Annotated in this window: 22 protein-coding genes; 20 read left to right on the forward strand and 2 right to left on the reverse strand. The window is 72.5% G+C overall.

Annotated features, from left to right (window positions below; translation table 11 throughout):
- The first annotated feature begins 136 nt into the window (after window positions 1-136).
- The 4 genes from FGW31_RS29045 to nusB all read left to right on the forward strand — a co-directional run bounded on the left by FGW31_RS29045 (window position 137) and on the right by nusB (window position 3,331).
- Window positions 137-1,081, forward strand: a complete 945-nt coding sequence (locus FGW31_RS29045) for an AAA family ATPase (protein WP_142196514.1) — start codon at window positions 137-139, stop codon at window positions 1,079-1,081.
- A 79-nt stretch (window positions 1,082-1,160) separates the two neighbouring features.
- Window positions 1,161-2,267, forward strand: coding sequence for an aminopeptidase P family protein (locus FGW31_RS29050; RefSeq protein WP_142196515.1), 1,107 nt, complete (start codon window positions 1,161-1,163; stop codon window positions 2,265-2,267).
- 63 nt (window positions 2,268-2,330) lie between these two features.
- Window positions 2,331-2,897, forward strand: a complete 567-nt coding sequence (gene efp / locus FGW31_RS29055) for an elongation factor P (protein WP_059420847.1) — start codon at window positions 2,331-2,333, stop codon at window positions 2,895-2,897.
- Window positions 2,898-2,899: 2 nt separating this feature from the next.
- A complete protein-coding gene (gene nusB, locus FGW31_RS29060; protein ID WP_142196516.1) occupies window positions 2,900-3,331 on the forward strand; it encodes a transcription antitermination factor NusB in 432 nt (143 codons plus the stop codon).
- 112 nt (window positions 3,332-3,443) lie between these two features.
- Here the strand turns inward: nusB and bldD are convergent, their stop codons facing one another.
- The gene (gene bldD / locus FGW31_RS29065) at window positions 3,444-3,947 is read right to left on the reverse strand and encodes a transcriptional regulator BldD (protein WP_142196517.1); all 504 of its coding nucleotides are present in this window, start codon (window positions 3,945-3,947) and stop codon (window positions 3,444-3,446) included.
- A 262-nt stretch (window positions 3,948-4,209) separates the two neighbouring features.
- On the opposite strand from bldD, the gene pyrR reads away from it, so the two are divergent.
- From pyrR to FGW31_RS29135, 14 genes are all read left to right on the forward strand, one after another.
- Window positions 4,210-4,770, forward strand: a complete 561-nt coding sequence (gene pyrR, locus FGW31_RS29070; RefSeq protein WP_142196518.1) for a bifunctional pyr operon transcriptional regulator/uracil phosphoribosyltransferase PyrR — start codon at window positions 4,210-4,212, stop codon at window positions 4,768-4,770.
- Window positions 4,771-4,873: 103 nt separating this feature from the next.
- Window positions 4,874-5,863: an aspartate carbamoyltransferase catalytic subunit gene (locus FGW31_RS29075; RefSeq protein ID WP_142196519.1), complete on the forward strand. Its 990-nt coding sequence runs from the start codon at window positions 4,874-4,876 to the stop codon at window positions 5,861-5,863.
- Window positions 5,864-5,868: 5 nt separating this feature from the next.
- Window positions 5,869-7,155, forward strand: coding sequence for a dihydroorotase (locus tag FGW31_RS29080; RefSeq protein ID WP_142196520.1), 1,287 nt, complete (start codon window positions 5,869-5,871; stop codon window positions 7,153-7,155).
- Window positions 7,152-7,712: a PH-like domain-containing protein gene (locus FGW31_RS29085; RefSeq protein WP_142196521.1), complete on the forward strand. Its 561-nt coding sequence runs from the start codon at window positions 7,152-7,154 to the stop codon at window positions 7,710-7,712. The genes FGW31_RS29080 and FGW31_RS29085 overlap by 4 nt, the downstream gene beginning before the upstream one ends.
- Window positions 7,709-8,851 (forward strand): glutamine-hydrolyzing carbamoyl-phosphate synthase small subunit, encoded by a 1,143-nt coding sequence (gene carA / locus FGW31_RS29090; protein WP_142196522.1) that lies wholly within the window; start codon window positions 7,709-7,711, stop codon window positions 8,849-8,851. Before FGW31_RS29085 ends, carA begins: the two co-directional genes overlap by 4 nt.
- Window positions 8,844-12,152, forward strand: coding sequence for a carbamoyl-phosphate synthase large subunit (gene carB / locus FGW31_RS29095; RefSeq protein WP_142196523.1), 3,309 nt, complete (start codon window positions 8,844-8,846; stop codon window positions 12,150-12,152). Before carA ends, carB begins: the two co-directional genes overlap by 8 nt.
- A 50-nt stretch (window positions 12,153-12,202) precedes the next feature.
- Window positions 12,203-13,309 carry a quinone-dependent dihydroorotate dehydrogenase gene (locus tag FGW31_RS29100; RefSeq protein WP_142196524.1) on the forward strand — a complete coding sequence of 369 codons (1,107 nt, stop codon included), beginning with the start codon at window positions 12,203-12,205 and terminating at the stop codon, window positions 13,307-13,309.
- On the forward strand, window positions 13,306-14,151 hold the full coding sequence (gene pyrF, locus FGW31_RS29105) for an orotidine-5'-phosphate decarboxylase (RefSeq protein ID WP_142196525.1): 846 nt from the start codon (window positions 13,306-13,308) through the stop codon (window positions 14,149-14,151). The genes FGW31_RS29100 and pyrF overlap by 4 nt, the downstream gene beginning before the upstream one ends.
- Window positions 14,152-14,407: 256 nt before the next feature.
- Complete coding sequence (locus FGW31_RS29110) at window positions 14,408-14,731, forward strand: integration host factor (protein ID WP_003977346.1); 324 nt, start codon at window positions 14,408-14,410, stop codon at window positions 14,729-14,731.
- Window positions 14,732-14,768: 37 nt separating this feature from the next.
- Window positions 14,769-15,362 (forward strand): guanylate kinase, encoded by a 594-nt coding sequence (gmk, locus tag FGW31_RS29115; protein ID WP_142196526.1) that lies wholly within the window; start codon window positions 14,769-14,771, stop codon window positions 15,360-15,362.
- A gap of 62 nt (window positions 15,363-15,424) precedes the next feature.
- The gene (gene rpoZ, locus FGW31_RS29120; protein ID WP_004933985.1) at window positions 15,425-15,697 is read left to right on the forward strand and encodes a DNA-directed RNA polymerase subunit omega; all 273 of its coding nucleotides are present in this window, start codon (window positions 15,425-15,427) and stop codon (window positions 15,695-15,697) included.
- 121 nt (window positions 15,698-15,818) lie between these two features.
- Window positions 15,819-17,021 (forward strand): bifunctional phosphopantothenoylcysteine decarboxylase/phosphopantothenate--cysteine ligase CoaBC, encoded by a 1,203-nt coding sequence (coaBC, locus tag FGW31_RS29125; RefSeq protein WP_142196527.1) that lies wholly within the window; start codon window positions 15,819-15,821, stop codon window positions 17,019-17,021.
- A 238-nt stretch (window positions 17,022-17,259) separates the two neighbouring features.
- The gene (gene metK / locus FGW31_RS29130) at window positions 17,260-18,468 is read left to right on the forward strand and encodes a methionine adenosyltransferase (RefSeq protein WP_142196528.1); all 1,209 of its coding nucleotides are present in this window, start codon (window positions 17,260-17,262) and stop codon (window positions 18,466-18,468) included.
- Between the two features lie 111 nt (window positions 18,469-18,579).
- Window positions 18,580-20,727, forward strand: a complete 2,148-nt coding sequence (locus FGW31_RS29135; RefSeq protein WP_142196529.1) for a primosomal protein N' — start codon at window positions 18,580-18,582, stop codon at window positions 20,725-20,727.
- Between the two features lie 285 nt (window positions 20,728-21,012).
- Here FGW31_RS29135 and FGW31_RS29140 read toward each other — a convergent pair whose 3' ends face one another.
- Window positions 21,013-21,561 (reverse strand): hypothetical protein, encoded by a 549-nt coding sequence (locus FGW31_RS29140; RefSeq protein WP_142196530.1) that lies wholly within the window; start codon window positions 21,559-21,561, stop codon window positions 21,013-21,015.
- Window positions 21,562-21,790: 229 nt separating this feature from the next.
- On the opposite strand from FGW31_RS29140, the gene fmt reads away from it, so the two are divergent.
- Both fmt and FGW31_RS29150 read left to right on the forward strand, forming a co-directional pair.
- A complete protein-coding gene (gene fmt / locus FGW31_RS29145) occupies window positions 21,791-22,723 on the forward strand; it encodes a methionyl-tRNA formyltransferase (protein WP_142196531.1) in 933 nt (310 codons plus the stop codon).
- A gap of 75 nt (window positions 22,724-22,798) precedes the next feature.
- Window positions 22,799-24,217, forward strand: coding sequence for an RsmB/NOP family class I SAM-dependent RNA methyltransferase (locus FGW31_RS29150; protein ID WP_142196532.1), 1,419 nt, complete (start codon window positions 22,799-22,801; stop codon window positions 24,215-24,217).
- The last annotated feature ends 20 nt before the right edge of the window (window positions 24,218-24,237 follow it).

Here is a 24,237-nt window from a genome sequence, read left to right on the forward strand (position 1 = left end):
CACCACGCCCTTTAGGCTGTCCGGAAGAGCGGGTACCCGCCCGCCCATCGCCCGCGCTGAACGAGCCGGAGGCGTACACCGGCCGAAGCGCCCGCGGGCGAGCCGAGCCCAGAAGCACGAGACGGAGTGGCACCGGATGCAGCACGCAGTGGGTTCTCCGCTGCCGCCGCCCCACCAGCGGGGGCAGGGACCGGCCGCGGGCTGGTCACCGGCCGCACACCACCCGGGTCCGCCTCCCGGAGCGGGAGCGCACCAGGGCCCCGCGCCCGTGCCCCCTTCGGCACCGGGCTATCCCGCGCCGCCCCCGGCGCAGCACCGCCCGGCCCCTCCGCCGCCCCCGGCGCAGCAGGCACCGGTGCCCCCGCCCGCCCCGGCACAGCAGGGCCCGGTTCCTCCGCCGCCCCCGGCACAGCAGGGCCCGGTCCCGCCGCCGCCCGACACCACGGGCCACGTCCCGCTGCCGCCCGGCGGCCCCGTCGCCGTGCCCAGCGCACCGCAGGCCGCCGCCCACCCCGACCCGGCCGGCACGACCATCGCCGTGCTGCTCATCGGGCCCGCGGGCGCCGGCAAGACCAGCGTCGCCAAGTACTGGGCGGACCACCGGCGGGTGCCGACCGCCCACATCAGCCTCGACGACGTCCGCGAGTGGGTCCGCTCCGGATTCGCCGACCCGCAGTCCGGGTGGAACGACAACTCCGAGGCGCAGTACCGACTGGCCCGCCGCACCTGCGGCTTCGCCGCGCGCAACTTCCTCGCCAACGGCATCTCGTGCATCCTCGACGACGCCGTCTTCCCCGACCGGCCGGTGGTCGGCCTCGGCGGCTGGAAGCGCCACGTGGGCCCCGGTCTGCTGCCGGTCGTCCTGCTGCCGGGCCTGGACATCGTGCTGGAGCGCAACGCGGAGCGCTCCGGCAACCGCCGCCTCAGCGACGAGGAAGTGGCCCGCATCCACGGCCGTATGGCCGGCTGGTACGGATCGGGTCTGCCGATCATCGACAACTCCCAGATCGGCATAGCCGAGACGGCCCGGATCCTGGACGACGTCCTGGCCCGCTCCATCGCCAGCCCTCCGGCGTGGTGACACCGCCCCCGTCCCGGGGCCGCCGCCCACTCGGCCCTCTCGACCGGCGGCATCCGGCCGCCGCTCCTAGGCTCGAACCATGTCAGAGGTCTACGCGGTCCGCCGGACGCGGCTGAGGGAATGCTGCAACGCGGGCGGCAGCGCGGCGGCGCTGGTGTCCCAGCCCGCCAATGTGCGCTACCTCGCCGGTCCCGCGCCCGAGGGCGCCGTGCTGCTGCTCGGCCGGACCGAGGACCTGCTGGTGTGCGCAGGCCCGCCCGACGACCGCGCACCCCACAACCGCCCCGACGAGGCGCTGCGCCTGCACGTGATGCCCGGCATCGGCGGTGACCCGGCCGTCGCCGCCGCCGGACTCGCCGCCGGCCAGGGCGCCGACTCCCTCGCCGTCGAGGAGCACCATCTGACCGTGGCCCGGCACCGGGAGATCGGATCGGTGGCGCCCCGGCTGCGCCTGGCCGGCATCGCCGGGGCCGTCGAGCAGTTGCGGGTGGTCAAGGACGAGGAGGAGATCTCCTGTCTGCGGATCGGCGCGGAGATCGCCGACCAGGCCCTCGGTGAACTCCTGGAGTCCATCCTCGTCGGGCGCACCGAACGGCACTTGGCGCTCGAACTCGAACGGCGCCTGGTGGACCACGGCGCGGACGGCCCCGCCTTCCCCACCTCCGTCGCCACCGGCCCGCACGCCGGTCGGCCCGGTCACCGGCCCACCGACCGGCGCGTCGAGGAAGGGGACTTCCTCTCCGTCTGCCTCGGCGCCACCTACCGCGGCTACCGCTGCGAGATCGGCCGCACCTTCGTCATCGGCACGGCCCCCGCGGACTGGCAGATCGAGCTGTACGACCTCGTCTTCTCCGCCCAGCGCGCCGGACGCGAGTCCCTCGTCCCCGGCGCAGCCTGCCGCGACGTGGACCGCGCGGCCCGCCAGGTACTGGACTCCGCCGGGTACGCCGAGGCCCTTCCGGTGCTCACCGGGCACGGTGTCGGACTCGAAATCGACGAGGACCCTCAATTGACCCCCGCGGCCATGGGTAAACTGGACGCTTGCGTGCCGGTCACCGTCGAACCGGGGGTCCACCTCCCGGGACGGGGCGGAGTCCGGATCGATGACACGCTCGTCGTGCGCCCCGAGGCGGACGGCGGACCCGAGCTACTCACCATCACGACCAAGGAGCTGCTCGCGCTCTAGCCTCGCGCTGTGCGCTCGCCCCGGGGTCGTCCACGTCAGTCCAGTCCAGGAGATTCCGCAACCGTGGCTTCCACGAACGACCTCAAGAACGGCATGGTGCTCAAGCTCGAAGGCGGCCAGCTCTGGTCCGTCGTCGAGTTCCAGCACGTCAAGCCCGGCAAGGGCCCGGCCTTCGTGCGCACCAAGCTCAAGAACGTGCTCTCCGGCAAGGTCGTCGACAAGACCTTCAACGCCGGCGTCAAGGTCGAAACGGCCACCGTCGACAAGCGCGACATGCAGTTCTCCTACATGGACGGAGACTACTTCGTCTTCATGGACATGGAGACCTACGACCAGCTGATGGTCGACCGCAAGGCCGTCGGCGACGCCGCCAACTTCCTCGTCGAGGGCTTCACGGCCACCGTCGCGCAGCACGAGGGCGAGGTGCTCTTCGTCGAGCTGCCGGCCGCCGTCGAGCTGACCGTCCAGGAGACCGAGCCGGGCGTCCAGGGCGACCGCTCCACCGGCGGCACCAAGCCCGCCACCCTGGAGACCGGCCACCAGATCCAGGTCCCGCTCTTCATCACCACCGGTGAGAAGATCAAGGTCGACACCCGCACCAGCGACTACCTCGGCCGGGTGAACAGCTAACCGTGGCTGCCCGCAACACGGCCCGCAAACGCGCCTTCCAGATCCTCTTCGAGGGTGACCAGCGCGGCGCCGACGTCCTGACGGTCCTCGCGGACTGGATCCGGCACTCCCGGACCGACACCCGGCAGCCGCCGGTGAGCGAGTACACGATGCAGCTGGTCGAGGGCTACGCGGAGCACGCGGAGCGCATCGACGAGCTGATCGCCCAGTACTCGGTCGGCTGGACGCTCGACCGGATGCCGGTCGTGGACCGCAGCATCCTGCGTCTCGGCGCCTACGAGCTGATCTGGGTCGACGAGACCCCGGACGCCGTCGTCCTCGACGAGATGGTGCAGCTGGCCAAGGAGTTCTCCACGGACGAGTCGCCCTCCTTCGTGAACGGGCTGCTCGGCCGGCTCAAGGAGCTGAAGCCGTCGCTGCGCCGCGAGGCGTGACTGCCCCTGCGCCGTAAGGGTGCGGCAGTGCGACGGCTCCGCCTCCTCTGCGGCTGGTCGCGCAGTTCGCCGCGCCCCCGGCGGTACGTTTCTGCGTGAACCCGCGGAGCGGTCAGACGTCCTCGTGCGTGGCGACCGCGCGCCGCGCGTCCGCGTCCAGGACGCCCCAGCTGATCAGCTGCTCGGTGAGGACCGAGGGCGACTGGTCGTAGATGACGGCGAGGGTGCGCAGGTCGTCCTGGCGGATCGAGAGCACCTTGCCGTTGTAGTCACCGCGCTGGGACTGGATCGTCGCCGCGTAGCGCTGCAGCGGGCCCGCCTTCTCGGCCGGCACCGTGGCCAGCCGCTCCAGGTCCAGGACCAGCTTCGGCGGCGGCTCGGCGGCGCCGCCCGGGGTGGTGCCCGGCAGCAGCTCCTGCACCGGAACGCCGTAGAAGTCCGCCAGCTCCGCGAGGCGCTGCACGGTCACGGCGCGGTCGCCACGCTCGTACGAACCGACCACCACCGCCTTCCAGCGGCCCTGGGACTTCTCCTCGACACCGTGGAGGGAAAGGCCCTGCTGGGTGCGGATCGCCCGGAGCTTGGCCCCGAGCTGTTTGGCGTATTCGCTGGACATATAGCTCCCCGGCACTGTGTCGACGCGGTTGGCTGGTTTCCATACCGCGCGGCTGGTAACTCACTGTGAGGTTACGCAGCGTTACTCTCGTGCGTCAAGCCGAATGGTCCACACCGACTCTTCCGTGGTAGCGGCGATCGGTTGCTCCATCGGAGTGACCGGGGGCGTCGCTGCGCCCCGATGCGGACCTGGTAGCCTGAACGACGCAATCCGACGTCCTTTAAGGTCCGTCCCGTGAGGCGGAGAAGGAGGTCCGTTTCACATGGACACGCAGCAGTCCGATGCGCGGCCGGTCCTCGAGGGCCCCGACATCGCGCGGGTACTGACCCGCATCGCCCACGAGATCGTCGAACGCGCCAAGGGCGCCGACGACGTGGTGCTCCTCGGCATCCCGACCCGAGGCGTCTTCCTCGCCCAGCGGCTCGCCGCCAAGCTCGAGCAGATCACCGAGCGCAAGGTTCCGGTCGGCTCGCTCGACATCACCATGTACCGCGACGACCTGCGCATGCACCCGCCGCGTGCGCTGGCCCGCACCGAGATCCCCGGTGACGGCATCGACGGCCGCCTCGTCGTCCTCGTCGACGACGTGCTCTTCTCCGGCCGCACCATCCGCGCCGCCCTCGACGCGCTGAACGACATCGGGCGCCCCCGCGCGGTGCAGCTCGCCGTCCTCGTCGACCGCGGCCACCGCGAACTGCCCATCCGCGCCGACTACGTCGGTAAGAACCTCCCCACGTCGCTGCGGGAGACGGTCAAGGTCCTGCTCGCCGAGGAGGACGGTCGCGACACCGTGCTGCTCGGCGCCAAGCAGACCCCCCAGTAGCACATCGGGCGTACGCCGACGGCGTGCGCCGGCTTCGGCACGCCCTCGCGCGTACCCGGCTGCCCGATTTCGCCTGAATGAACTGCCTTACGGAGCCTGACAGATGCAGCGTCATCTCATCTCGGCCGCCGACCTCACCCGCGACGACGCCGTCCTCATCCTCGACACCGCCGAGGAGATGGCCCGGGTGGCGGACCGGCCGATCAAGAAACTGCCCACCCTGCGCGGCCGCACCGTCGTCAACCTCTTCTTCGAGGACTCCACGCGCACCCGCATCTCCTTCGAGGCCGCCGAGAAGCGGCTCTCCGCGGACGTCATCAACTTCTCCGCCAAGGGCTCCAGCGTCTCCAAGGGCGAGTCCCTGAAGGACACCGCCCAGACCCTGGAGGCCATGGGCGTCGACGCCGTCGTCATCCGGCACGGCGCCTCCGGCGCCCCCTACCGCCTGGCCACCTCCGGCTGGATCGACGCCCACGTCATCAACGCCGGCGACGGCACCCACCAGCCCCCCACCCAGGCGCTGCTCGACGCCTTCACCATGCGGCGCCGGCTCGTCGGCCGGGACGCCGGGCTCGGCCAGGACCTCTCCGGCCGGCGCATCACCATCGTCGGCGACGTCCTGCACAGCCGGGTCGCCCGCTCCAACGTCGACCTGCTGCACACCCTCGGCGCCGAGGTCACCCTCGTCGCCCCGCCGACCCTGCTGCCGGTCGGCGTCGGCACCTGGCCCTGCGAGGTGTCGTACGACCTCGACTCCACGCTGACCAAGTCGGACGCGGTGATGATGCTGCGCGTCCAGCGCGAGCGCATGAACGCCGCCTTCTTCCCCACCGAGCGCGAGTACTCGCGGCGCTACGGACTCGACGGCGACCGCATGGCCCGGATGCCCGAGCACGCCATCGTGATGCACCCCGGCCCGATGGTCCGCGGCATGGAGATCACCGCCGAGGTCGCCGACTCCGACCGCTGCACCGTGATCGAGCAGGTCGCCAACGGCGTCTCCATCCGGATGGCCGTCCTGTACCTGCTGCTCGGCGGCAACGAACCCGCCCTCACCCCCGCCCGTTCCACCGGCACCACCGAGGAGAAGTAAGAACCATGAGCAAGATCCTTATCCGCGGTGCGAAGGTGCTCGGCGGGCAGCCGCAGGACGTCCTGATCGACGGCGAAACGATCACGCAGGTCGGCACCGGCCTGCCGGCCGACGGCGCCGAGGTCGTCGAGGCCGACGGCAAGGTGCTCCTGCCGGGCCTGGTCGACCTGCACACCCATCTGCGCGAGCCGGGCCGCGAGGACTCCGAGACCGTGCTCACCGGCACCCGCGCGGCGGCGAGCGGCGGCTACACCGCCGTGTTCGCCATGGCCAACACCTTCCCGGTCGCCGACACCGCCGGCGTGGTCGAGCAGGTCTGGCGGCTCGGCCGGGAGCACGGCTACTGCGACGTACGGCCGATCGGCGCCGTCACCGTCGGCCTGGAGGGCAGCAAGCTCGCCGAACTCGGCGCCATGCACGAGTCCGCGGCCGGCGTCACCGTCTTCTCCGACGACGGCAAGTGCGTCCACGACGCCGTGATCATGCGCCGTGCCCTGGAGTACGTGAAGGCCTTCGACGGGGTCGTCGCCCAGCACGCGCAGGAGCCGCGGCTGACCGAGGGCGCCGAGATGAACGAGGGCGTCGTCTCCGCCGAGCTGGGCCTCGGCGGCTGGCCGGCCGTCGCCGAGGAGTCGATCATCGCCCGGGACGTGCTGCTCGCCGAGCACGTCGGCTCCCGCGTGCACATCTGCCACCTGTCGACCGCCGGCAGCGTCGAGATCGTCCGCTGGGCCAAGTCCCGCGGCATCCGCGTCACCGCCGAGGTCACCCCGCACCACCTGCTCCTCACCGACGAGCTGGTGCGCACCTACAACCCGGTCTACAAGGTCAACCCGCCGCTGCGCACCGAGCGGGACGTCATGGCGCTGCGCGAGGCGCTCGCCGACGGCACGATCGACATCGTCGCCACCGACCACGCCCCGCATCCGCACGAGGACAAGGACTGCGAGTGGGCCGCCGCCGCCATGGGCATGGTCGGCCTGGAGACCGCGCTGTCGGTGGTCCAGGAGACCATGGTCGACACGGGCCTGCTGGACTGGGCCGGCGTCGCCGACCGGATGTCCTTCAAGCCCGCGCAGATCGGACAGGCCACCGGCCACGGCCGTCCCGTCTCGGCAGGTGAGCCCGCCAACCTCACCCTCGTCGACACGGCATACCGTGGCTCCGTGGACCCCGCGGGCTTCGCCTCGCGCAGCCGCAACACCCCGTACGAGGGCCGCGAGCTGCCGGGCCGTGTCACGCACACCTGGCTCCGGGGCAAGGCCACGCTCGTCGACGGGAAGCTCACGTGACACCTGTAATCCTGCTGGCCGCCGAGAAGGAATCGGCGGAAGTGACCGACTGGGCCGCCCGCATCGGCTGGGTCGTCGGACTCGCCCTGTTCGTCGCGCTCGTCTACTGGCTGATGCGCGAGGGATGGAAGTGGCGCGGCACCCTCCAGGGCGACCTGCCCGAGCTGCATACCGCGCCGGACGACCCCGGCCCGGCGAAACTGACCCTGAGCGGCCGCTACCACGGCTCCACCACGGCCGGCCAGTGGCTGGACCGCATCGTGGCGCGCGGCCTGGGCACCCGCAGCCGGGCCGAGCTGACGCTCACCGACGCGGGACTGGACGTCGTACGCCCCGGCGCGGACGACTTCTTCGTCCCGGCCGACGCGCTGCGCGGCGCCCGGCTCGACAAGGGCATCGCCGGCAAGGTCCTCACCGAGGGCGGGCTGCTGGTGGTCACGTGGGCGCACGGCGAGCGGCTGATCGACTCCGGCTTCCGCTCCGACCGCGCGGCCGAGCACAACGAGTGGGTCGAGACCCTCAACCAAATGATCAACAAGACGGAAGGCGCACGATGACAACCTCCACCAGGGGAGCCACCAAGGTTCCCGCCGTTCTCGTCCTGGAGGACGGCCGGATCTTCCGCGGCCGTGCCTACGGGGCGGTGGGGGAGACCTTCGGCGAAGCGGTGTTCTCCACCGGCATGACCGGCTACCAGGAGACCCTCACCGACCCGTCGTACCACCGCCAGGTCGTGGTGATGACCGCCCCGCACGTCGGCAACACCGGCGTCAACGACGAGGACGCCGAGTCCCAGCGCATCTGGGTCTCCGGCTACGTGGTGCGCGACCCCGCGCGCGTGCCGTCCAACTGGCGCTCGCGGCGCTCCCTGGACGACGAGCTCGCCGCCCAGGGCGTCGTCGGCATCAGCGGCATCGACACCCGCGCCCTCACCCGGCACCTGCGCGAGCGCGGCGCCATGCGCGTCGGCATCTTCAGCGGCGACGCCGTGCGCGACGACGCCGCGCTGCTGGCCCGCGTCCAGGAGGCGCCCCAGATGAAGGGCGCCGACCTGTCCGCCGAGGTCGCCACCACCGAGCCGTACGTCGTCCCCGCGATCGGCGAGAAGAAGTTCACCGTCGCCGCGGTCGACCTCGGCATCAAGGGCATGACCCCGCAGCGCATGGCCGAGCGCGGCATCGAGGTGCACGTGCTGCCGGCCACGGCCACCGTGGACGACGTCTACGCCGTCAACCCCGACGGCGTGTTCTTCTCCAACGGCCCCGGCGACCCCGCCACCGCCGACCACCCGGTCTCCGTGATGCGGGGCGTCCTGGAGCGCGGCACGCCGCTGTTCGGCATCTGCTTCGGCAACCAGATCCTCGGCCGCGCCCTCGGCTTCGGCACCTTCAAGCTGAAGTACGGCCACCGCGGCATCAACCAGCCCGTGCAGGACCGTACGACCGGCAAGGTCGAGGTCACCGCGCACAACCACGGCTTCGCCGTCGACGCCCCCCTCGACAAGGTCTCCGACACCCCGTTCGGCCGCGCCGAGGTGTCCCACGTCTGCCTGAACGACAACGTGGTGGAGGGCCTCCAGTTGCTCGACCGGCCGGCCTTCAGCGTCCAGTACCACCCCGAAGCGGCAGCCGGCCCGCACGACGCCGCCTACCTGTTCGACCGCTTCGTTTCCCTGATGGAGGGCCAGCGTGCCTAAGCGCACCGATATCCAGTCCGTCCTGGTCATCGGCTCCGGCCCGATCGTCATCGGCCAGGCCGCCGAGTTCGACTACTCCGGCACCCAGGCGTGCCGGGTCCTCAAGGCCGAGGGCCTGCGGGTCGTCCTCGTGAACTCCAACCCGGCGACGATCATGACCGACCCGGAGATCGCCGACGCCACCTACGTCGAGCCGATCACCCCCGAGTTCGTCGAGAAGATCATCGCCAAGGAGCGCCCCGACGCGCTGCTGCCCACCCTGGGCGGCCAGACGGCGCTCAACACCGCCATCTCGCTGCACGAGAACGGCGTCCTGGAGAAGTACGGCGTCGAGCTGATCGGCGCCAACGTGCAGGCGATCCACAAGGGCGAGGACCGCGACCTGTTCAAGGAGGTCGTCGAGGAGGTCCGCAAGAAGATCGGTCACGGCGAGTCCGCCCGCTCCTACATCTGCCACTCCATGGACGACGTCCTCAAGGGAGTCGACGAGCTCGGCGGCTACCCGGTCGTCGTCCGCCCCTCCTTCACCATGGGCGGCGCCGGCTCCGGCTTCGCGCACGACGAGGAGGAGCTGCGCCGCATCGCCGGCCAGGGCCTGACCCTCTCGCCGACCACCGAGGTGCTCCTGGAGGAGTCCATCCTCGGCTGGAAGGAGTACGAGCTGGAGCTGATGCGCGACAAGAACGACAACGTCGTGGTCGTCTGCTCCATCGAGAACTTCGACCCGATGGGCGTGCACACCGGCGACTCGATCACCGTCGCGCCCGCGATGACGCTGACCGACCGCGAGTACCAGGTGCTGCGCGACGTCGGCATCGCGATCATCCGCGAGGTCGGCGTGGACACCGGCGGCTGCAACATCCAGTTCGCGGTGAACCCGGCCGACGGCCGCGTCATCGTCATCGAGATGAACCCGCGCGTGTCGCGTTCCTCGGCGCTCGCCTCCAAGGCGACCGGCTTCCCGATCGCCAAGATCGCCGCCAAGCTCGCCGTCGGCTACACCCTCGACGAGATCCCGAACGACATCACGCAGGAGACGCCTGCCTCCTTCGAGCCCACGCTCGACTACGTGGTCGTCAAGGCCCCGCGCTTCGCCTTCGAGAAGTTCCCGAGCGCCGACTCCACCCTCACCACCACCATGAAGTCGGTCGGCGAGGCCATGGCCATCGGCCGCAACTTCACCGAGGCGTTCCAGAAGGCGCTGCGCTCGCTGGAGAAGAAGGGCAGCCAGTTCACCTTCGTCGGCGAGCCCGGCGACAAGCGGGAGCTGCTCCAGGCCTCCGTCCGCCCGACCGACGGCCGCATCAACACGGTCATGCAGGCCATCCGCGCGGGCGCCACGCCGGAGGAGGTCTTCGAGTACACGAAGATCGACCCGTGGTTCGTCGACCAGCTCTTCCTGATCAAGGAGATCGCCGACGAGCTGTCCGAGGCGCCCGAGCTGACCGCCGACCTGCTCGCCGAGGCCAAGCGGCACGGCTTCTCCGACCAGCAGATCGGCGAGATCCGCGGTCTGCGCGAGGACGTCGTCCGCGAGGTCCGGCACGCGCTCGGCATCCGCCCGGTCTACAAGACGGTCGACACCTGCGCCGCCGAGTTCGCCGCGAAGACGCCGTACTTCTACTCCTCCTACGACGAGGAGAGCGAGGTCGCGCCCCGCGAGAAGCCCGCGGTGATCATCCTGGGCTCCGGCCCCAACCGCATCGGTCAGGGCATCGAGTTCGACTACTCCTGCGTGCACGCCTCCTTCGCGCTGAGCGACGCCGGGTACGAGACCGTGATGGTCAACTGCAACCCGGAGACCGTCTCCACCGACTACGACACCTCCGACCGGCTCTACTTCGAGCCGCTCACCCTGGAGGACGTCCTGGAGATCGTCCACGCCGAGCAGCAGGCCGGACCGGTCGCCGGCGTCGTCGTCCAGCTCGGCGGCCAGACCCCGCTCGGCCTGTCGCAGGCGCTCAAGGACAACGGCGTACCGATCGTCGGCACCTCCCCGGAGGCCATCCACGCCGCCGAGGACCGCGGTGCCTTCGGCCAGGTCCTCAAGGAGGCCGGCCTGCCGGCCCCCAAGCACGGCACCGCCACCACCTTCGCCGAGGCCAAGGCCATCGCCGACGAGATCGGCTACCCGGTCCTGGTCCGCCCGTCCTACGTGCTCGGCGGACGCGGCATGGAGATCGTCTACGACGAGACCCGGCTGGAGTCCTACATCGCCGAGTCGACCGAGATCAGCCCCTCCCGGCCGGTCCTGGTCGACCGCTTCCTCGACGACGCCATCGAGATCGACGTCGACGCCCTGTACGACGGCGAGGAGCTGTACCTCGGCGGCGTCATGGAGCACATCGAGGAGGCCGGCATCCACTCCGGCGACTCCGCGTGCGCCCTGCCCCCGATCACCCTCGGCGGCTTCGACATCAAGCGGCTGCGCGCCTCCACCGAGGCCATCGCACGCGGTGTCGGCGTACGCGGCCTGATCAACATCCAGTTCGCGCTGGCCGGGGACATCCTCTACGTCCTGGAGGCCAACCCGCGCGCCTCGCGCACCGTCCCCTTCACCTCGAAGGCGACCGCCGTGCCGCTGGCGAAGGCCGCCGCCCGCATCTCGCTGGGCGCCACCGTCGCCGAGCTGCGCGCCGAGGGCCTGCTCCCGGCCAACGGCGACGGCGGCGAGCTGCCGCTGGACGCGCCGATCTCCGTCAAGGAGGCCGTGATGCCGTGGTCGCGCTTCCGCGACATCCACGGCCGCGGCGTCGACACCGTCCTCGGCCCGGAGATGCGCTCCACCGGCGAGGTCATGGGCATCGACTCCGTCTTCGGCACCGCGTACGCCAAGTCGCAGGCCGGCGCCTACGGGCCGCTGCCCACGAAGGGCCGCGCGTTCATCTCGGTCGCCAACCGCGACAAGCGCTCGATGATCTTCCCGGCGCGCGAGCTGGTGGCGCACGGCTTCGAGCTGCTCGCCACCTCCGGCACCGCCGAGGTCCTCAAGCGCAACGGCATCAACGCCACCGTCGTGCGCAAGCACTCCGAGGGCACCGGCCCCAACGGCGAGAAGACCATCGTCCAGCTCATCCACGACGGCGAGGTCGACCTCATCGTCAACACCCCGTACGGCACCGGCGGCCGCCTCGACGGCTACGACATCCGTACGGCGGCCGTGGCCCGCTCCGTGCCGTGCCTGACGACGGTCCAGGCGCTCGCCGCCGCCGTCCAGGGCATCGACGCGCTCCACCGGGGGGATGTCGGCGTCCGCTCGCTCCAGGAACACGCGCAACACCTGACCGCGGCCCGCGACTAGCACCCCGAGGGGGACACCGGAAACGGTGTCCCCCTCTTCATGAGGACACCATGTACACGATTCTCTTCACCCTGCTCTTCCGGCGGATGGACCCCGAGCAGGCCCACCACCTGGCCTTCCGCTGGATCCGCCGGGTCGCGCGGGTGCCCGTGCTGCGCACCTTCGTCGCCGCCGTGCTCGCCCCCCGCCACGAGGAACTGCGCACCGAGGCCCTCGGACTGCGCCTGCACAGCCCGTTCGGCCTGGCCGCCGGCTTCGACAAGAACGCCGTCGGCATCGACGGCCTGGCGATGCTCGGCTTCGACCACGTCGAGATCGGCACCGTGACCGGCGAGCCGCAGCCCGGCAACCCCCGGAAGCGGCTGTTCCGCCTGGTCGCGGACCGCGCGCTGATCAACCGCATGGGCTTCAACAACGAGGGCTCGCTCGCCGTCGCCGCCCGCCTGGCCGCCCGTACGCCCGTGTTCAGGACCGTCGTCGGCGTCAACATCGGCAAGACCAAGGCCGTACCGGAGTCCGAGGCGGTCGCGGACTACGTGAAGTCCGCCGAGCGGCTGGCCCCGTACGCGGACTACCTGGTCGTCAACGTCTCCTCGCCGAACACCCCCGGACTGCGCAACCTCCAGGCCGTGGACCACCTGCGCCCGCTGCTCGCCGCCGTCCGCGAGGCCGCCGACCGCACGGTCACCGCCCGCCGGGTGCCGCTGCTGGTGAAGATCGCGCCCGACCTCGCCGACGAGGACGTCGACGCGGTCGCCGACCTGGCCGTGGAGCTCGGCCTGGACGGCATCATCGCGACCAACACCACCATCGCCCGCGAAGGGCTCGGCCTGCGCTCCGACCCGGCGCTCGTCGCGGAGACCGGCGGCCTGTCCGGCGCCCCCCTCAAGGAACGCTCCCTGGAGGTCCTGCGCCGCCTCTACGCGCGCGTGGGCGACCGGATCACCCTGGTGGGCGTCGGCGGCATCGAGAACGCCGAGGACGCCTGGCAGCGCATCCTGGCCGGTGCCACGCTGGTGCAGGGCTACAGCGCGTTCATCTACGAGGGCCCCTTCTGGGGCCGCGCCATGCACAAGGGGCTCGCCGCGCGGCTGCGCACCAGCCCCTACGCCACGCTCGCCGACGCGGTGGGCGCCGACGTGAGGACAACGGCATGAGTGGTCTGGAACCCTTCGGCGCGCGTCTGCGCCGCGCGATGGACGAGCGGGGCCCGCTGTGCGTGGGCATCGACCCGCACGCCTCCCTGCTCGCCGAGTGGGGCCTGAACGACGACGTGGCGGGCCTGGAGCGGTTCAGCCGCACCGTGGTGGAGGCGGTGGCCGACCGGGTCGCCGTGCTCAAGCCGCAGAGCGCCTTCTTCGAGCGCTTCGGCTCCCGCGGCGTCGCGGTCCTGGAGCGGACGGTCCAGGAGGCGCGGGCGGCCGGCGCGCTGGTCGTCATGGACGCCAAGCGCGGCGACATCGGCTCCACCATGGCCGCCTACGCCGAGTCGTTCCTGCACGAGGACGCGCCCCTGTTCTCCGACGCGCTCACCGTCTCGCCGTACCTCGGGTACGGCTCGCTGAGCCCGGCCGTCGCGCTGGCCCGTGAGTCGGGCACCGGGCTGTTCGTGCTGGCGCTGACCTCCAACCCGGAGGGCGGCGAGGTGCAGCACGCGGTCCGCGCCGACGGGCGCACGGTCGGCGCGACCATGCTGGGCCACCTGGCGCTGGAGAACGCCGGTGAGGAGCCCCTGGGGTCCTTCGGCGCCGTGGTCGGCGCGACGCTGGGCGACCTGTCGTCGTACGACCTGGACATGGGCGGGCCGATCCTGGCGCCCGGGATCGGCGCGCAGGGTGCCACGGCGGCCGATCTGCCGGCGGTGTTCGGCAGCGCGGTGCGCAACGTCGTGCCGAACGTCAGCCGGTCGGTGTTGCGCCACGGTCCCGACGCGGTCGCTCTGCGTGACGCCGCGGAGCGGTTCGCGGAGGAGATCCGGGCCGCGGTGACGTCCGGCTGAACCGGCCGACGGGCAATCCCGTGGTCGCCGGACTCTGGATACATCCTCAAATCAGGGGCAGTATGTCTTAAATGTCCGGCCTGACGGAGGCTGACCAGGACTTTTCCGCTGTTCTCGCTGACTCCGGCGGAGTTGGCCGCTAGTCTCCGACGGAGAGTGAACGGGCAAGCGTGTTGCTCGTGGCTCCCCAGGTGTGGGGCGACTAGGTTCCTCACCGGTCCGTATCCGACAGTTCGACATCCGAGGTGACGTAGGCGTGGCTCTTCCGCCCCTTACCCCTGAACAGCGCGCAGCCGCGCTCGAAAAGGCCGCCGCGGCTCGCCGGGAGCGGGCCGAGGTCAAGAATCGACTCAAGCACTCCGGCGCCTCCCTGCACGAGGTCATCAAGCAGGGCCAGGAGAACGACGTCATCGGCAAGATGAAGGTCTCCGCCCTGCTCGAGTCGCTGCCGGGCGTGGGCAAGGTCCGCGCCAAGCAGATCATGGAGCGACTCGGCATCTCCGAAAGCCGCCGTGTGCGCGGTCTCGGTTCCAACCAGATCGCCTCCCTGGAGCGCGAGTTCGGCAGCACCGGCTCCTGAGTCCCGAGCAGTGCGGGATTCCTGGAATAATCGCCGCATGGCTGCAACACCCCGGGGGACGTCCCCCGTACCCCCGGACGTACGTCCGCGGCTGACCGTGCTCTCCGGCCCCTCCGGGGTCGGCAAGAGCACGGTCGTCGCTCATATGCGCAAGGAACACCCCGAGGTCTGGCTCTCGGTCTCGGCGACGACCCGCAAGCCCCGCCCGGGTGAGCAGCACGGCGTCCACTACTTCTTCGTCACCGACGACGAGATGGACAAGCTGATCGCCAACGGCGAGCTGCTGGAGTGGGCCGAGTTCGCGGGCAACCGCTACGGCACCCCCCGCGCGGCGGTGCTGGAGCACCTGGAGGCGGGCGTGCCCGTGCTCCTGGAGATCGACCTCCAGGGCGCCCGGCAGGTCCGCGAGTCCATGGCCGAGGCCCAGCTGGTCTTCCTGGCCCCTCCCTCCTGGGAGGAGCTCGTGCGCCGGCTCACGGGCCGGGGCACGGAATCGGCCGAGGTCATCGAGCGCCGTCTGGACGCCGCGAAGACCGAGCTGGCGGCCGAACCCGAGTTCGACACCACCCTGGTCAACACCTCCGTCGAGGACGTCGCCCGCGAGCTGCTAGCCTTGATGAACGTCGTGTGATCGTGAGCGATCGTCCAGCGATCATCCGGACTGAATCTTTCCCATCCATCGGAAGGTAGAGCGTGTCCTCTTCCATCTCCGCGCCCGAGGGCATCATCAACCCGCCGATCGACGAGCTCCTCGAGGCCACGGACTCGAAGTACAGCCTCGTGATCTACGCGGCCAAGCGGGCCCGCCAGATCAACGCGTACTACTCGCAGCTCGGCGAGGGTCTGCTCGAGTACGTCGGTCCCCTCGTCGACACCCACGTCCACGAGAAGCCGCTCTCGATCGCCCTGCGCGAGATCAACGCGGGACTGCTGACCTCCGAGGCCGTCGAAGGCCCCGGCCAGTAATCGGCAGTTCGTCATATCAGCAACTTGCAGCTGACTTTTCCACAGGCCCGGCAGTACGTCTGCCGGGCCTGTGGTGTCTCATGGGGTTGGTTGCACGTTTTCCGAGGTCCGGGGAGAGACGGTGGACAAGCCCAAGGTCGTTCTGGGGGTCAGCGGCGGCATCGCCGCCTACAAGGCGTGCGAGCTGCTCCGGCGGCTGACGGAGTCGGGGCACGACGTGCGTGTCGTCCCCACCGCCTCCGCGCTGCACTTCGTCGGCGCCGCCACCTGGTCCGCGCTCTCCGGCCACCCCGTCTCCACCGAGGTGTGGGACGACGTCCACGAGGTGCCGCACGTGCGGATCGGGCAGCACGCCGACCTGGTGGTCGTCGCCCCCGCCACCGCCGACATGCTGGCCAAGGCGGCCCACGGCCTGGCCGACGACCTCCTCACCAACACCCTCCTCACCGCCCGCTGCCCCGTGGTCTTCGCACCGGCCATGCACACCGAGATGTGGGAGCACCCGGCCACCCAGGAGAACGTGGCGACGCTGCGCGCACGCGGCGCCGTCGTCATCGAACCGGCCGTCGGCCGCCTCACCGGCGTCGACACCGGCAAGGGCCGGCTGCCCGACCCGGGCGAGATCTTCGAGGTCTGCCGCCGGGTGCTGGCCCGCGGCGTCACCGAGCCCGACCTCCGGGGCCGGCACGTCGTCGTCAGCGCCGGCGGCACCCGCGAACCCCTCGACCCCGTCCGCTTCCTCGGCAACCGCTCCTCCGGCAAGCAGGGCTACGCCCTCGCCCGCACCGCCGCCGCCCGCGGCGCCCGCGTCACCCTCATCGCGGCCAACGCCCTGCTGCCCGACCCCGCCGGCGTGGACGTTGTTCAAGTGGGGACGGCCGTGGAACTGCGCCAAGCGGTACTCGCCGCCGCGGCCGACGCCGACGCGGTGGTCATGGCGGCCGCCGTGGCCGACTTCCGCCCCGCCGTCTACGCCACCGGGAAGATCAAGAAGAAGGACGGCCAGGAGCCCGAGCCCGTCGCCCTGGTGCGCAACCCCGACATCCTCGCCGAGATCTCCGGCGACCGGGTGCGCGCCGGACAGGTGATCGTCGGCTTCGCCGCCGAGACCGACGACGTGCTGGCCAACGGCCGCGCCAAGCTGAAGCGCAAGGGATGCGACCTGCTCGTCGTGAACGAGGTGGGGGAGCGCAAGACCTTCGGCTCCGAGGAGAACGAGGCCGTGGTGCTGGGCGCCGACGGCAGCGAGACACCCGTGCCCCACGGCCCGAAGGAGGCCCTGGCCGAAACCGTGTGGGACCTCGTCGCCGAACGCCTCGGCTGAGTGTCACGGCCGCCGTCCGGTTCCGGCGAAACTCCGCCCACCGGGGCGTGGCGCCTCTGGCCATCCCCGCTCGGCATGGGCACAATGCCCGTGCCGCAGGTCACAGCGCTCTCGCGAGGCGAGACAGGATGCCCCGTGGCGGAGCGCGACCGATAAACTGTTCCACGGACGGCGCCGGGTGCAGCCCCCGCCGTCCGCCAATGATCAGCCAGCAGCCGCTGCAACCCCAGGGAGCATTGTGTCCCGTCGTCTGTTCACCTCGGAGTCCGTGACCGAAGGTCACCCCGACAAGATCGCTGACCAGATCAGCGACACCATCCTCGACGCGCTCCTGCGCGAGGACCCGACCTCCCGCGTCGCGGTCGAGACCCTGATCACCACCGGCCTGGTGCACGTGGCCGGCGAGGTCACCACCAAGACCTACGCGGACATCGCGAACCTGGTTCGCGGCAAGATCCTCGAGATCGGCTACGACTCCTCCAAGAAGGGCTTCGACGGCGCCTCCTGCGGTGTCTCGGTGTCGATCGGCGCGCAGTCGCCGGACATCGCGCAGGGCGTGGACGCCGCCTACGAGGCGCGGGTCGAGGGCGACGACGACGAACTGGACCGGCAGGGCGCCGGCGACCAGGGCCTGATGTTCGGCTACGCCACGGACGAGACGCCGACGCTGATGCCGCTCCCGATCTTCCTGGCGCACCGCCTGTCCAAGCGCCTGTCGGACGTCCGCAAGAACGGCACGATCCCCTACCTGCGCCCGGACGGCAAGACACAGGTCACCATCGAGTACGACGGCGACAAGGCGGTCCGCCTGGACACCGTGGTCGTCTCCTCCCAGCACGCCTCCGACATCGACCTGGAGTCGCTGCTGGCCCCCGACATCCGCGAGTTCGTGGTCGAGCCGGAGCTGAAGGCGCTGCTGGACGAGGGCATCAAGCTCGACACGGAGAACTACCGGCTGCTGGTGAACCCGACCGGACGGTTCGAGATCGGCGGCCCGATGGGCGACGCCGGCCTCACCGGCCGGAAGATCATCATCGACACCTACGGCGGCATGGCACGCCACGGCGGCGGCGCCTTCTCGGGCAAGGACCCGTCCAAGGTGGACCGCTCGGCCGCCTACGCCATGCGCTGGGTCGCCAAGAACGTCGTCGCCGCGGGCCTGGCCTCCCGCTGCGAGGTGCAGGTCGCGTACGCGATCGGCAAGGCCGAGCCCGTCGGCCTCTTCGTGGAGACCTTCGGCACCGCCAAGGTCGACACGGAGAAGATCGAGGCCGCGATCGACGAAGTCTTCGACCTCCGCCCGGCCGCCATCATCCGCGACCTGGACCTGCTGCGCCCGATCTACGCCCAGACCGCCGCCTACGGCCACTTCGGCCGTGAGCTGCCCGACTTCACCTGGGAGCGCACCGACCGCGTCGACGCGCTGCGCAAGGCGGCGGGGCTGTAGGCCCCACCCCCACGTCGTACCGAGGCCCGGCACCCCTGAGCGGGGAGCCGGGCCTTCGTGGGTGCGGCGGGAGCGGCGCCGCTGTCAGTCGCGTTTGGTAAGAATGCAAGCGTGAGCAGCGAGAACGGACAGCGGGACGGCGGTGCGCAGGGCGCGCCGCCGGAGCAGCTCGCGCTCATCCGGGAGAGCGTGCGCCGGGCCAAGGCGCCCCGGGCCAAACCGCGCACCTGGCGCGGTGCCGCCCTCGCCGGGAACCTGCCCGTCGCCCGGGTCCTCGTCGACAAGGGCGTGCTCCACCTGGACCGCTACTTCGACTACGCCGTCCCCGAGGAACTGGACGCCGACGCGCAGCCGGGCGTGCGGGTGCGGGTGCGGTTCGGCGCCGGGCGGCACCGGGTGCGCGAGGGGCGGCGCGAGGGCGGGGGACTGATCGACGGGTTCCTCGTCGAGCGGCTCGCCGAGTCCGACTACTCGGGGCCCCTGGCGGCGCTGGCCCAGGTCGTCTCGCCCGAGCGGGTGCTCAGCGAGGAACTGCTGGGGCTCGCCCGGGCCGTCGCCGACCGGTACGCGGGCAGTCTCGCCGACGTCCTCCAGCTCGCCGTGCCGCCCCGCAACGCCCGCGCCGAGAAGCGGCCCTCGCCCGACCCGCTGCCCCCGCCCCCGGCACCGGCCCCCGGTCCCTGGGAGCGGTACGAGCAGGGGCCGGCGTTCCTGGAGTCGCTGGCCACCGGCGGGGCACCGCGGGCGGTGTGGAACGCGCTGCCCGGACCGCTGTGGAGCGAGGAACTGGCCCGGGCCGTCGCGGCGACCCTCGCCTCCGGGCGCGGCGCGCTGGTGGTCGTGCCGGACGGGCGGGCCGTGGCCCGCGTCGACGCCGCACTCACCGAACTGCTCGGCCGGGGACGGCACGCGGTGCTCACCGCGGACGCCGGGCCGGAGAAGCGGTACGCGCAGTGGCTCGCGGTGCGGCGGGGATCCGTGCGGGCCGTCGTCGGCACCCGGGCCGCGATGTTCGCGCCGGTGCGGGACCTCGGACTGGTCGCCGTCTGGGACGACGGGGACGACAGCCACAGCGAGCAGCACGCCCCGCAGCCGCACGCCCGCGAGGTGCTGCTGCTGCGCGCGGCGCAGGACAAGTGCGGCTTCCTGCTGGGCGGTTGGAGCTGCACCGTGGAGGCGGCGCAACTGGTGGACACCGGGTGGGCCAGACCGCTGGTCGCCACCCGGGAACGGGTGCGGGCGGCCGCGCCGCTGGTGCGGACCGTGGGCGATCAGGACCTGGCCCGCGACGAGGCCGCCCGTGCGGCGCGTCTGCCGACGCTCGCCTGGCAGGCCGTCAGGGAGGGCCTGCGGCACGGTCCGGTGCTCGTGCAGGTGCCCCGCCGGGGCTATGTGCCGCGGATGGCGTGTGCCGCCTGCCGGGAGCCGGCGCGGTGCCGGCACTGCTCGGGGCCGTTGGAGGCGCGGGGTGCCGACGACCTGCGGTGCGGCTGGTGCGGGCGCGAGGAGAGCGGCTGGCACTGTCCCGAGTGCGGCGGGTTCCGGCTGCGGGCCCAGGTGGTGGGGGCGCGGCGCACCGCCGAGGAACTGGGCCGGGCGTTCCCGGCCGTTCCGGTGCGCACCTCGGGGCGCGAGCAGGTGCTGGACACGGTGCCGGGGGCGCCGGCGCTGGTGGTGAGCACACCGGGCGCGGAACCGGTGGCCGAGGGCGGCTACGCGGCGGCGCTGCTGCTGGACGGCTGGGCCATGCTGGGCCGCCCCGACCTGCGGGCCGGGGAGGACGCGTTGCGCCGCTGGATCGCCGCGGCGGCACTGGTCCGGCCGCAGTCGGCGGGAGGCACGGTGGTGGTGGTCGCCGAGCCGACCCTGCGGCCGGTGCAGGCGCTGGTGCGGTGGGATCCGGTCGGGCACGCGGTGCGGGAGCTGGCGGAGCGCGGCGAACTGGGCTTCCCGCCGGTGTCGCGGATGGCGTCGGTGTCGGGGCCCGGGCCGGCGGTGGCCGCGTTCCTCCGCGCTGTGGCCCTGCCCCCGAGCGCGGAGGTGCTGGGGCCGGTCCCGCTGCCGGTCACCCCGGCGGGCCGCCCGCGCCGGCCGGGGGCGCCGCCTCCGGGCGAGGAGTGGGAGCGCGCCCTGATCCGGGTCCCGCCGGGCACCGGCGCCGCCCTGGCGGGCGCGCTGAAGGCCGCCCAGGCGGCCCGTACGGCCCGTGGCGGGGACGAACCGGTGTGGGTGCGCATCGACCCGCCGGACATCGGCTGAGAGCCGCCACGCCCCGCCCAGAGCCCCCGGGACTGCCGTCCCGCGGGCGCCCGCTGCCGCGACGCCCAGGTCGCCGGGATTGCGTTCTGGGCCGCTCGCCGCACCGACGCCAGGATCCGGGGGCTGCCGTCCGCGCGCGCAGCCCGCGACCTGGCAGAGACGTGCCCCTGCGGAGACGCGCCCACGCCGAGACGCGCCCCCGACCGGCCCGGGGCGGGCCCGCTATGGCCTCGCCCTCCCGGGGCGGTGCGGCCGGGAGGGCGAGGCGAACGGGGCGGGCAGGGCTCAGCCGTTGCGCGGGGCGGGGAGGGCCGTCGGGCGGGGCTCCTCGCGCAGGGACGGGCTGCCGGCCGTGGGCTGGGTCGGCATGGTGCGGGCCGCCGGGACCGTCGGCACCGCGGAGACACCGGCGCCGACGTTGACCGGGCGGCTGCCCGACGCCTCCGCGGCCCGCTCGGCCTCCGTCGGCGCCGGCGGCTGCGCGGCGGCACGACGGGCGCCGTAACGGCGGTGCACCGCCTGCTTGGTGACTCCGAGCGCGGAGCCCACCGCGTCCCACGAGAAGCCCAGGGAGCGGTCGAAGTCCACGGCCGCCGTCACCAGGGTCTCCACGCTGTCCCGCAGCTCCTGGGCGAGGCGGACCGTCGGGGCGGGGGCGCGTCCGTAGACGACGAAGCCCGTGGAGGGGCCGGAGCGCCGTGGGCGGTAGACATTGCCCAACTGGGCGGTGAGCGTGCGCAGCGCGTCCACCTGCCGGCGGACCCGCTCGATGTCCCGCACCAGCAGGTGAAGGCTGGCCCGAGCCTGGGCGTCGTGGGTTGCGTGGTCGGCCATGAACAAGCCTCTCGAACCGGCGTTGGAAGGGAATGAGCCCGTCTCGGGGCCCGTGGTCAACTCTTTCTTGACCAACGCGAATCAGCCCTACGGGTCACGGGGTGGGGGCGTGGCGGCATATGCGTACGCCCCCGTGCGGGGCTCCGCGCCTCGGCCGTCGCCCGCGCATGCGGCCCCATAGACTGGTGCGCTGCCCCACTGCCCCCGCCCGAGAGGCCCCAAGCACCCCATGAAGCTCGTCTTCGCAGGTACCCCCGAGGTCGCCGTTCCCGCACTGGACGCTCTTCTCGCCGCCGGGCGGCACGAGGTGGCCGCCGTCGTCACGCGGCCCGACGCGCCCGCGGGGCGCGGGCGCAGGCTGGTCGCCTCCCCGGTCGCCGAGCGCGCGGAGGAGGCCGGGATCGAGGTGCTGAAACCGGCCAGGCCCAGGGACCCCGAATTCCTGGAGCGGCTCAAGGAGATCGCCCCCGACTGCTGCCCGGTCGTCGCCTACGGCGCGCTGCTGCCCAAGGAGGCCCTCGACATCCCCGCCCGCGGCTGGGTCAACCTGCACTTCTCGCTGCTGCCCGCCTGGCGCGGCGCCGCGCCCGTGCAGCACGCCATCATGGCCGGTGACGAGATCACCGGCGCCGCCACCTTCCTCATCGAGGAGGGCCTCGACTCCGGCCCCGTCTACGGCACCGTCACCGAGGAGATCCGCCCCACCGACACCAGCGGCGACCTGCTCACCCGGCTCGCCTTCGCCGGCGCAGGCCTGCTCGCCGCGACCATGGACGGCATCGAGGACGGCACCCTGAAGGCCGTGCCGCAGCCCGCCGACGGCATCAGCCTCGCCCCCAAGGTCACCGTCGAGGACGCCCGCGTCGACTGGCGCACCCCGGCGCTGCGCGTCGACCGCGTGGTGCGCGGCTGCACCCCCGCCCCCGGCGCCTGGACCACCTTCCGCGGCGAGCGCCTCAAGATCGTCCAGGCCGCGCCCGTGCCGGAGCTGACCGACCTCGCGCCCGGGCAGCTGTCCGCCGGCAAGAACAACGTGTACGTGGGCACCGGTTCGTACGCCGTGGAGCTGCTGTGGGTGCAGGCCCAGGGCAAGAAGCCGATGCGGGCGGCGGACTGGGCGCGCGGGGTGCGGATCGCGCCGGGCGAGACCGTCGGCGCCTGACGCGCGGGCTCCCCGGCACGCCCGACGACGTAGGCTGGAGTGCGCACTTCACCCCACGTCCGGAGCACCTTTTTCGTGAGCGACCAGCCCCGTCGGCCCCGCAAGCCGGCCAAGCCGTACCGCCGGCCCCAGAAGGACCCCGTCCGCATCCTCGCCTTCGAGGCCCTGCGGGCCGTGGACGAACGGGACGCCTACGCCAACCTCGTCCTGCCCCCGCTGCTGCGCAAGGCGCGTGAGAAGGGGGACTTCGACGCGCGTGACGCGGCGCTCGCCACCGAGCTGGTGTACGGCACGCTGCGCCGCCAGGGCACGTACGACGCGGTCGTCGCGGCCTGTGTGGACCGGCCGCTGCGCGAGGTGGACCCGCCGGTGCTGGACGTGCTGAGCCTCGGTGCGCACCAACTGCTGGGCACCCGCATCCCGACGCACGCCGCCGTGTCCGCCTCCGTGGAGCTGGCCCGGGTGGTGCTGGGCGACGGACGGGCCAAGTTCGTCAACGCCGTGCTGCGCAAGGTCGCCCAGCACGACCTCGACGGCTGGCTGGAGCGGGTCGCGCCGCCCTACGACGAGGACCCCGAGGACCACCTCGCCGTCGTGCACTCCCACCCGCGCTGGGTCGTCTCCGCGCTGTGGGACTCCCTCGGCGGCGGCCGCGCCGGCATCGAGGACCTGCTGCGGGCCGACAACGAACGCCCCGAGGTCACGCTCGTCGCCCGTCCCGGCCGGGCCACCACCGCCGAACTGCTCACCGAGGAGGCCGCCGTCCCGGGACGCTGGTCGCCCCACGCGGTACGGCTCACCGAGGGCGGGGAGCCCGGCGCCATCGCGGCGGTCGCCGAGGGCCGGTCCGGGGTGCAGGACGAGGGCAGCCAACTGGTCGCCCTGGCCCTCGCGAACGCGCCCGTCGACGGGCCCGACCGGCTGTGGCTGGACGGGTGCGCGGGCCCCGGCGGGAAGGCCGCCCTGCTCGGGGCGCTCGCCGCCGAGCGCGGCGCCGTGCTGCTCGCCTCGGAGAAGCAGCCGCACCGGGCCGGGCTGGTGGCGAGGGCGCTGGCCGGGAACCCGGGGCCGTACCAGGTCGTCGCCGCCGACGGGACGCGGCCGCCGTGGCGGCCCGGCAGCTTCGACCGGGTGCTGGTCGACGTGCCGTGCACCGGTCTGGGCGCCCTGCGCCGCCGCCCCGAGGCGCGCTGGCGGCGCCGCCCCGAGGACCTCGACGGCTTCGCCCCGCTCCAGCGCGGGCTGCTGCGCACCGCCCTGGAGTCCGTGCGCGTCGGCGGTGTCGTCGGCTACGCCACCTGCTCGCCGCACCTCGCGGAGACCCGGGCCGTGGTCGCCGACCTCCTCAAGCAGTTCCCGGACGCCGACCTGATCGACGCCCGTCCGCTGCTGCCGGGCGTACCGGACCTGGGTGAGGGGCCCGACGTACAGCTGTGGCCGCATCTGCACGGGACCGACGCGATGTACCTGGCGCTGATCCGCCGCACCGGCTGACACCCGCGGCCCGCGGGGAC

It is taken from the genome of Streptomyces calvus, assembly GCF_006782915.1.
GTDB lineage: Bacteria > Actinomycetota > Actinomycetes > Streptomycetales > Streptomycetaceae > Streptomyces > Streptomyces calvus.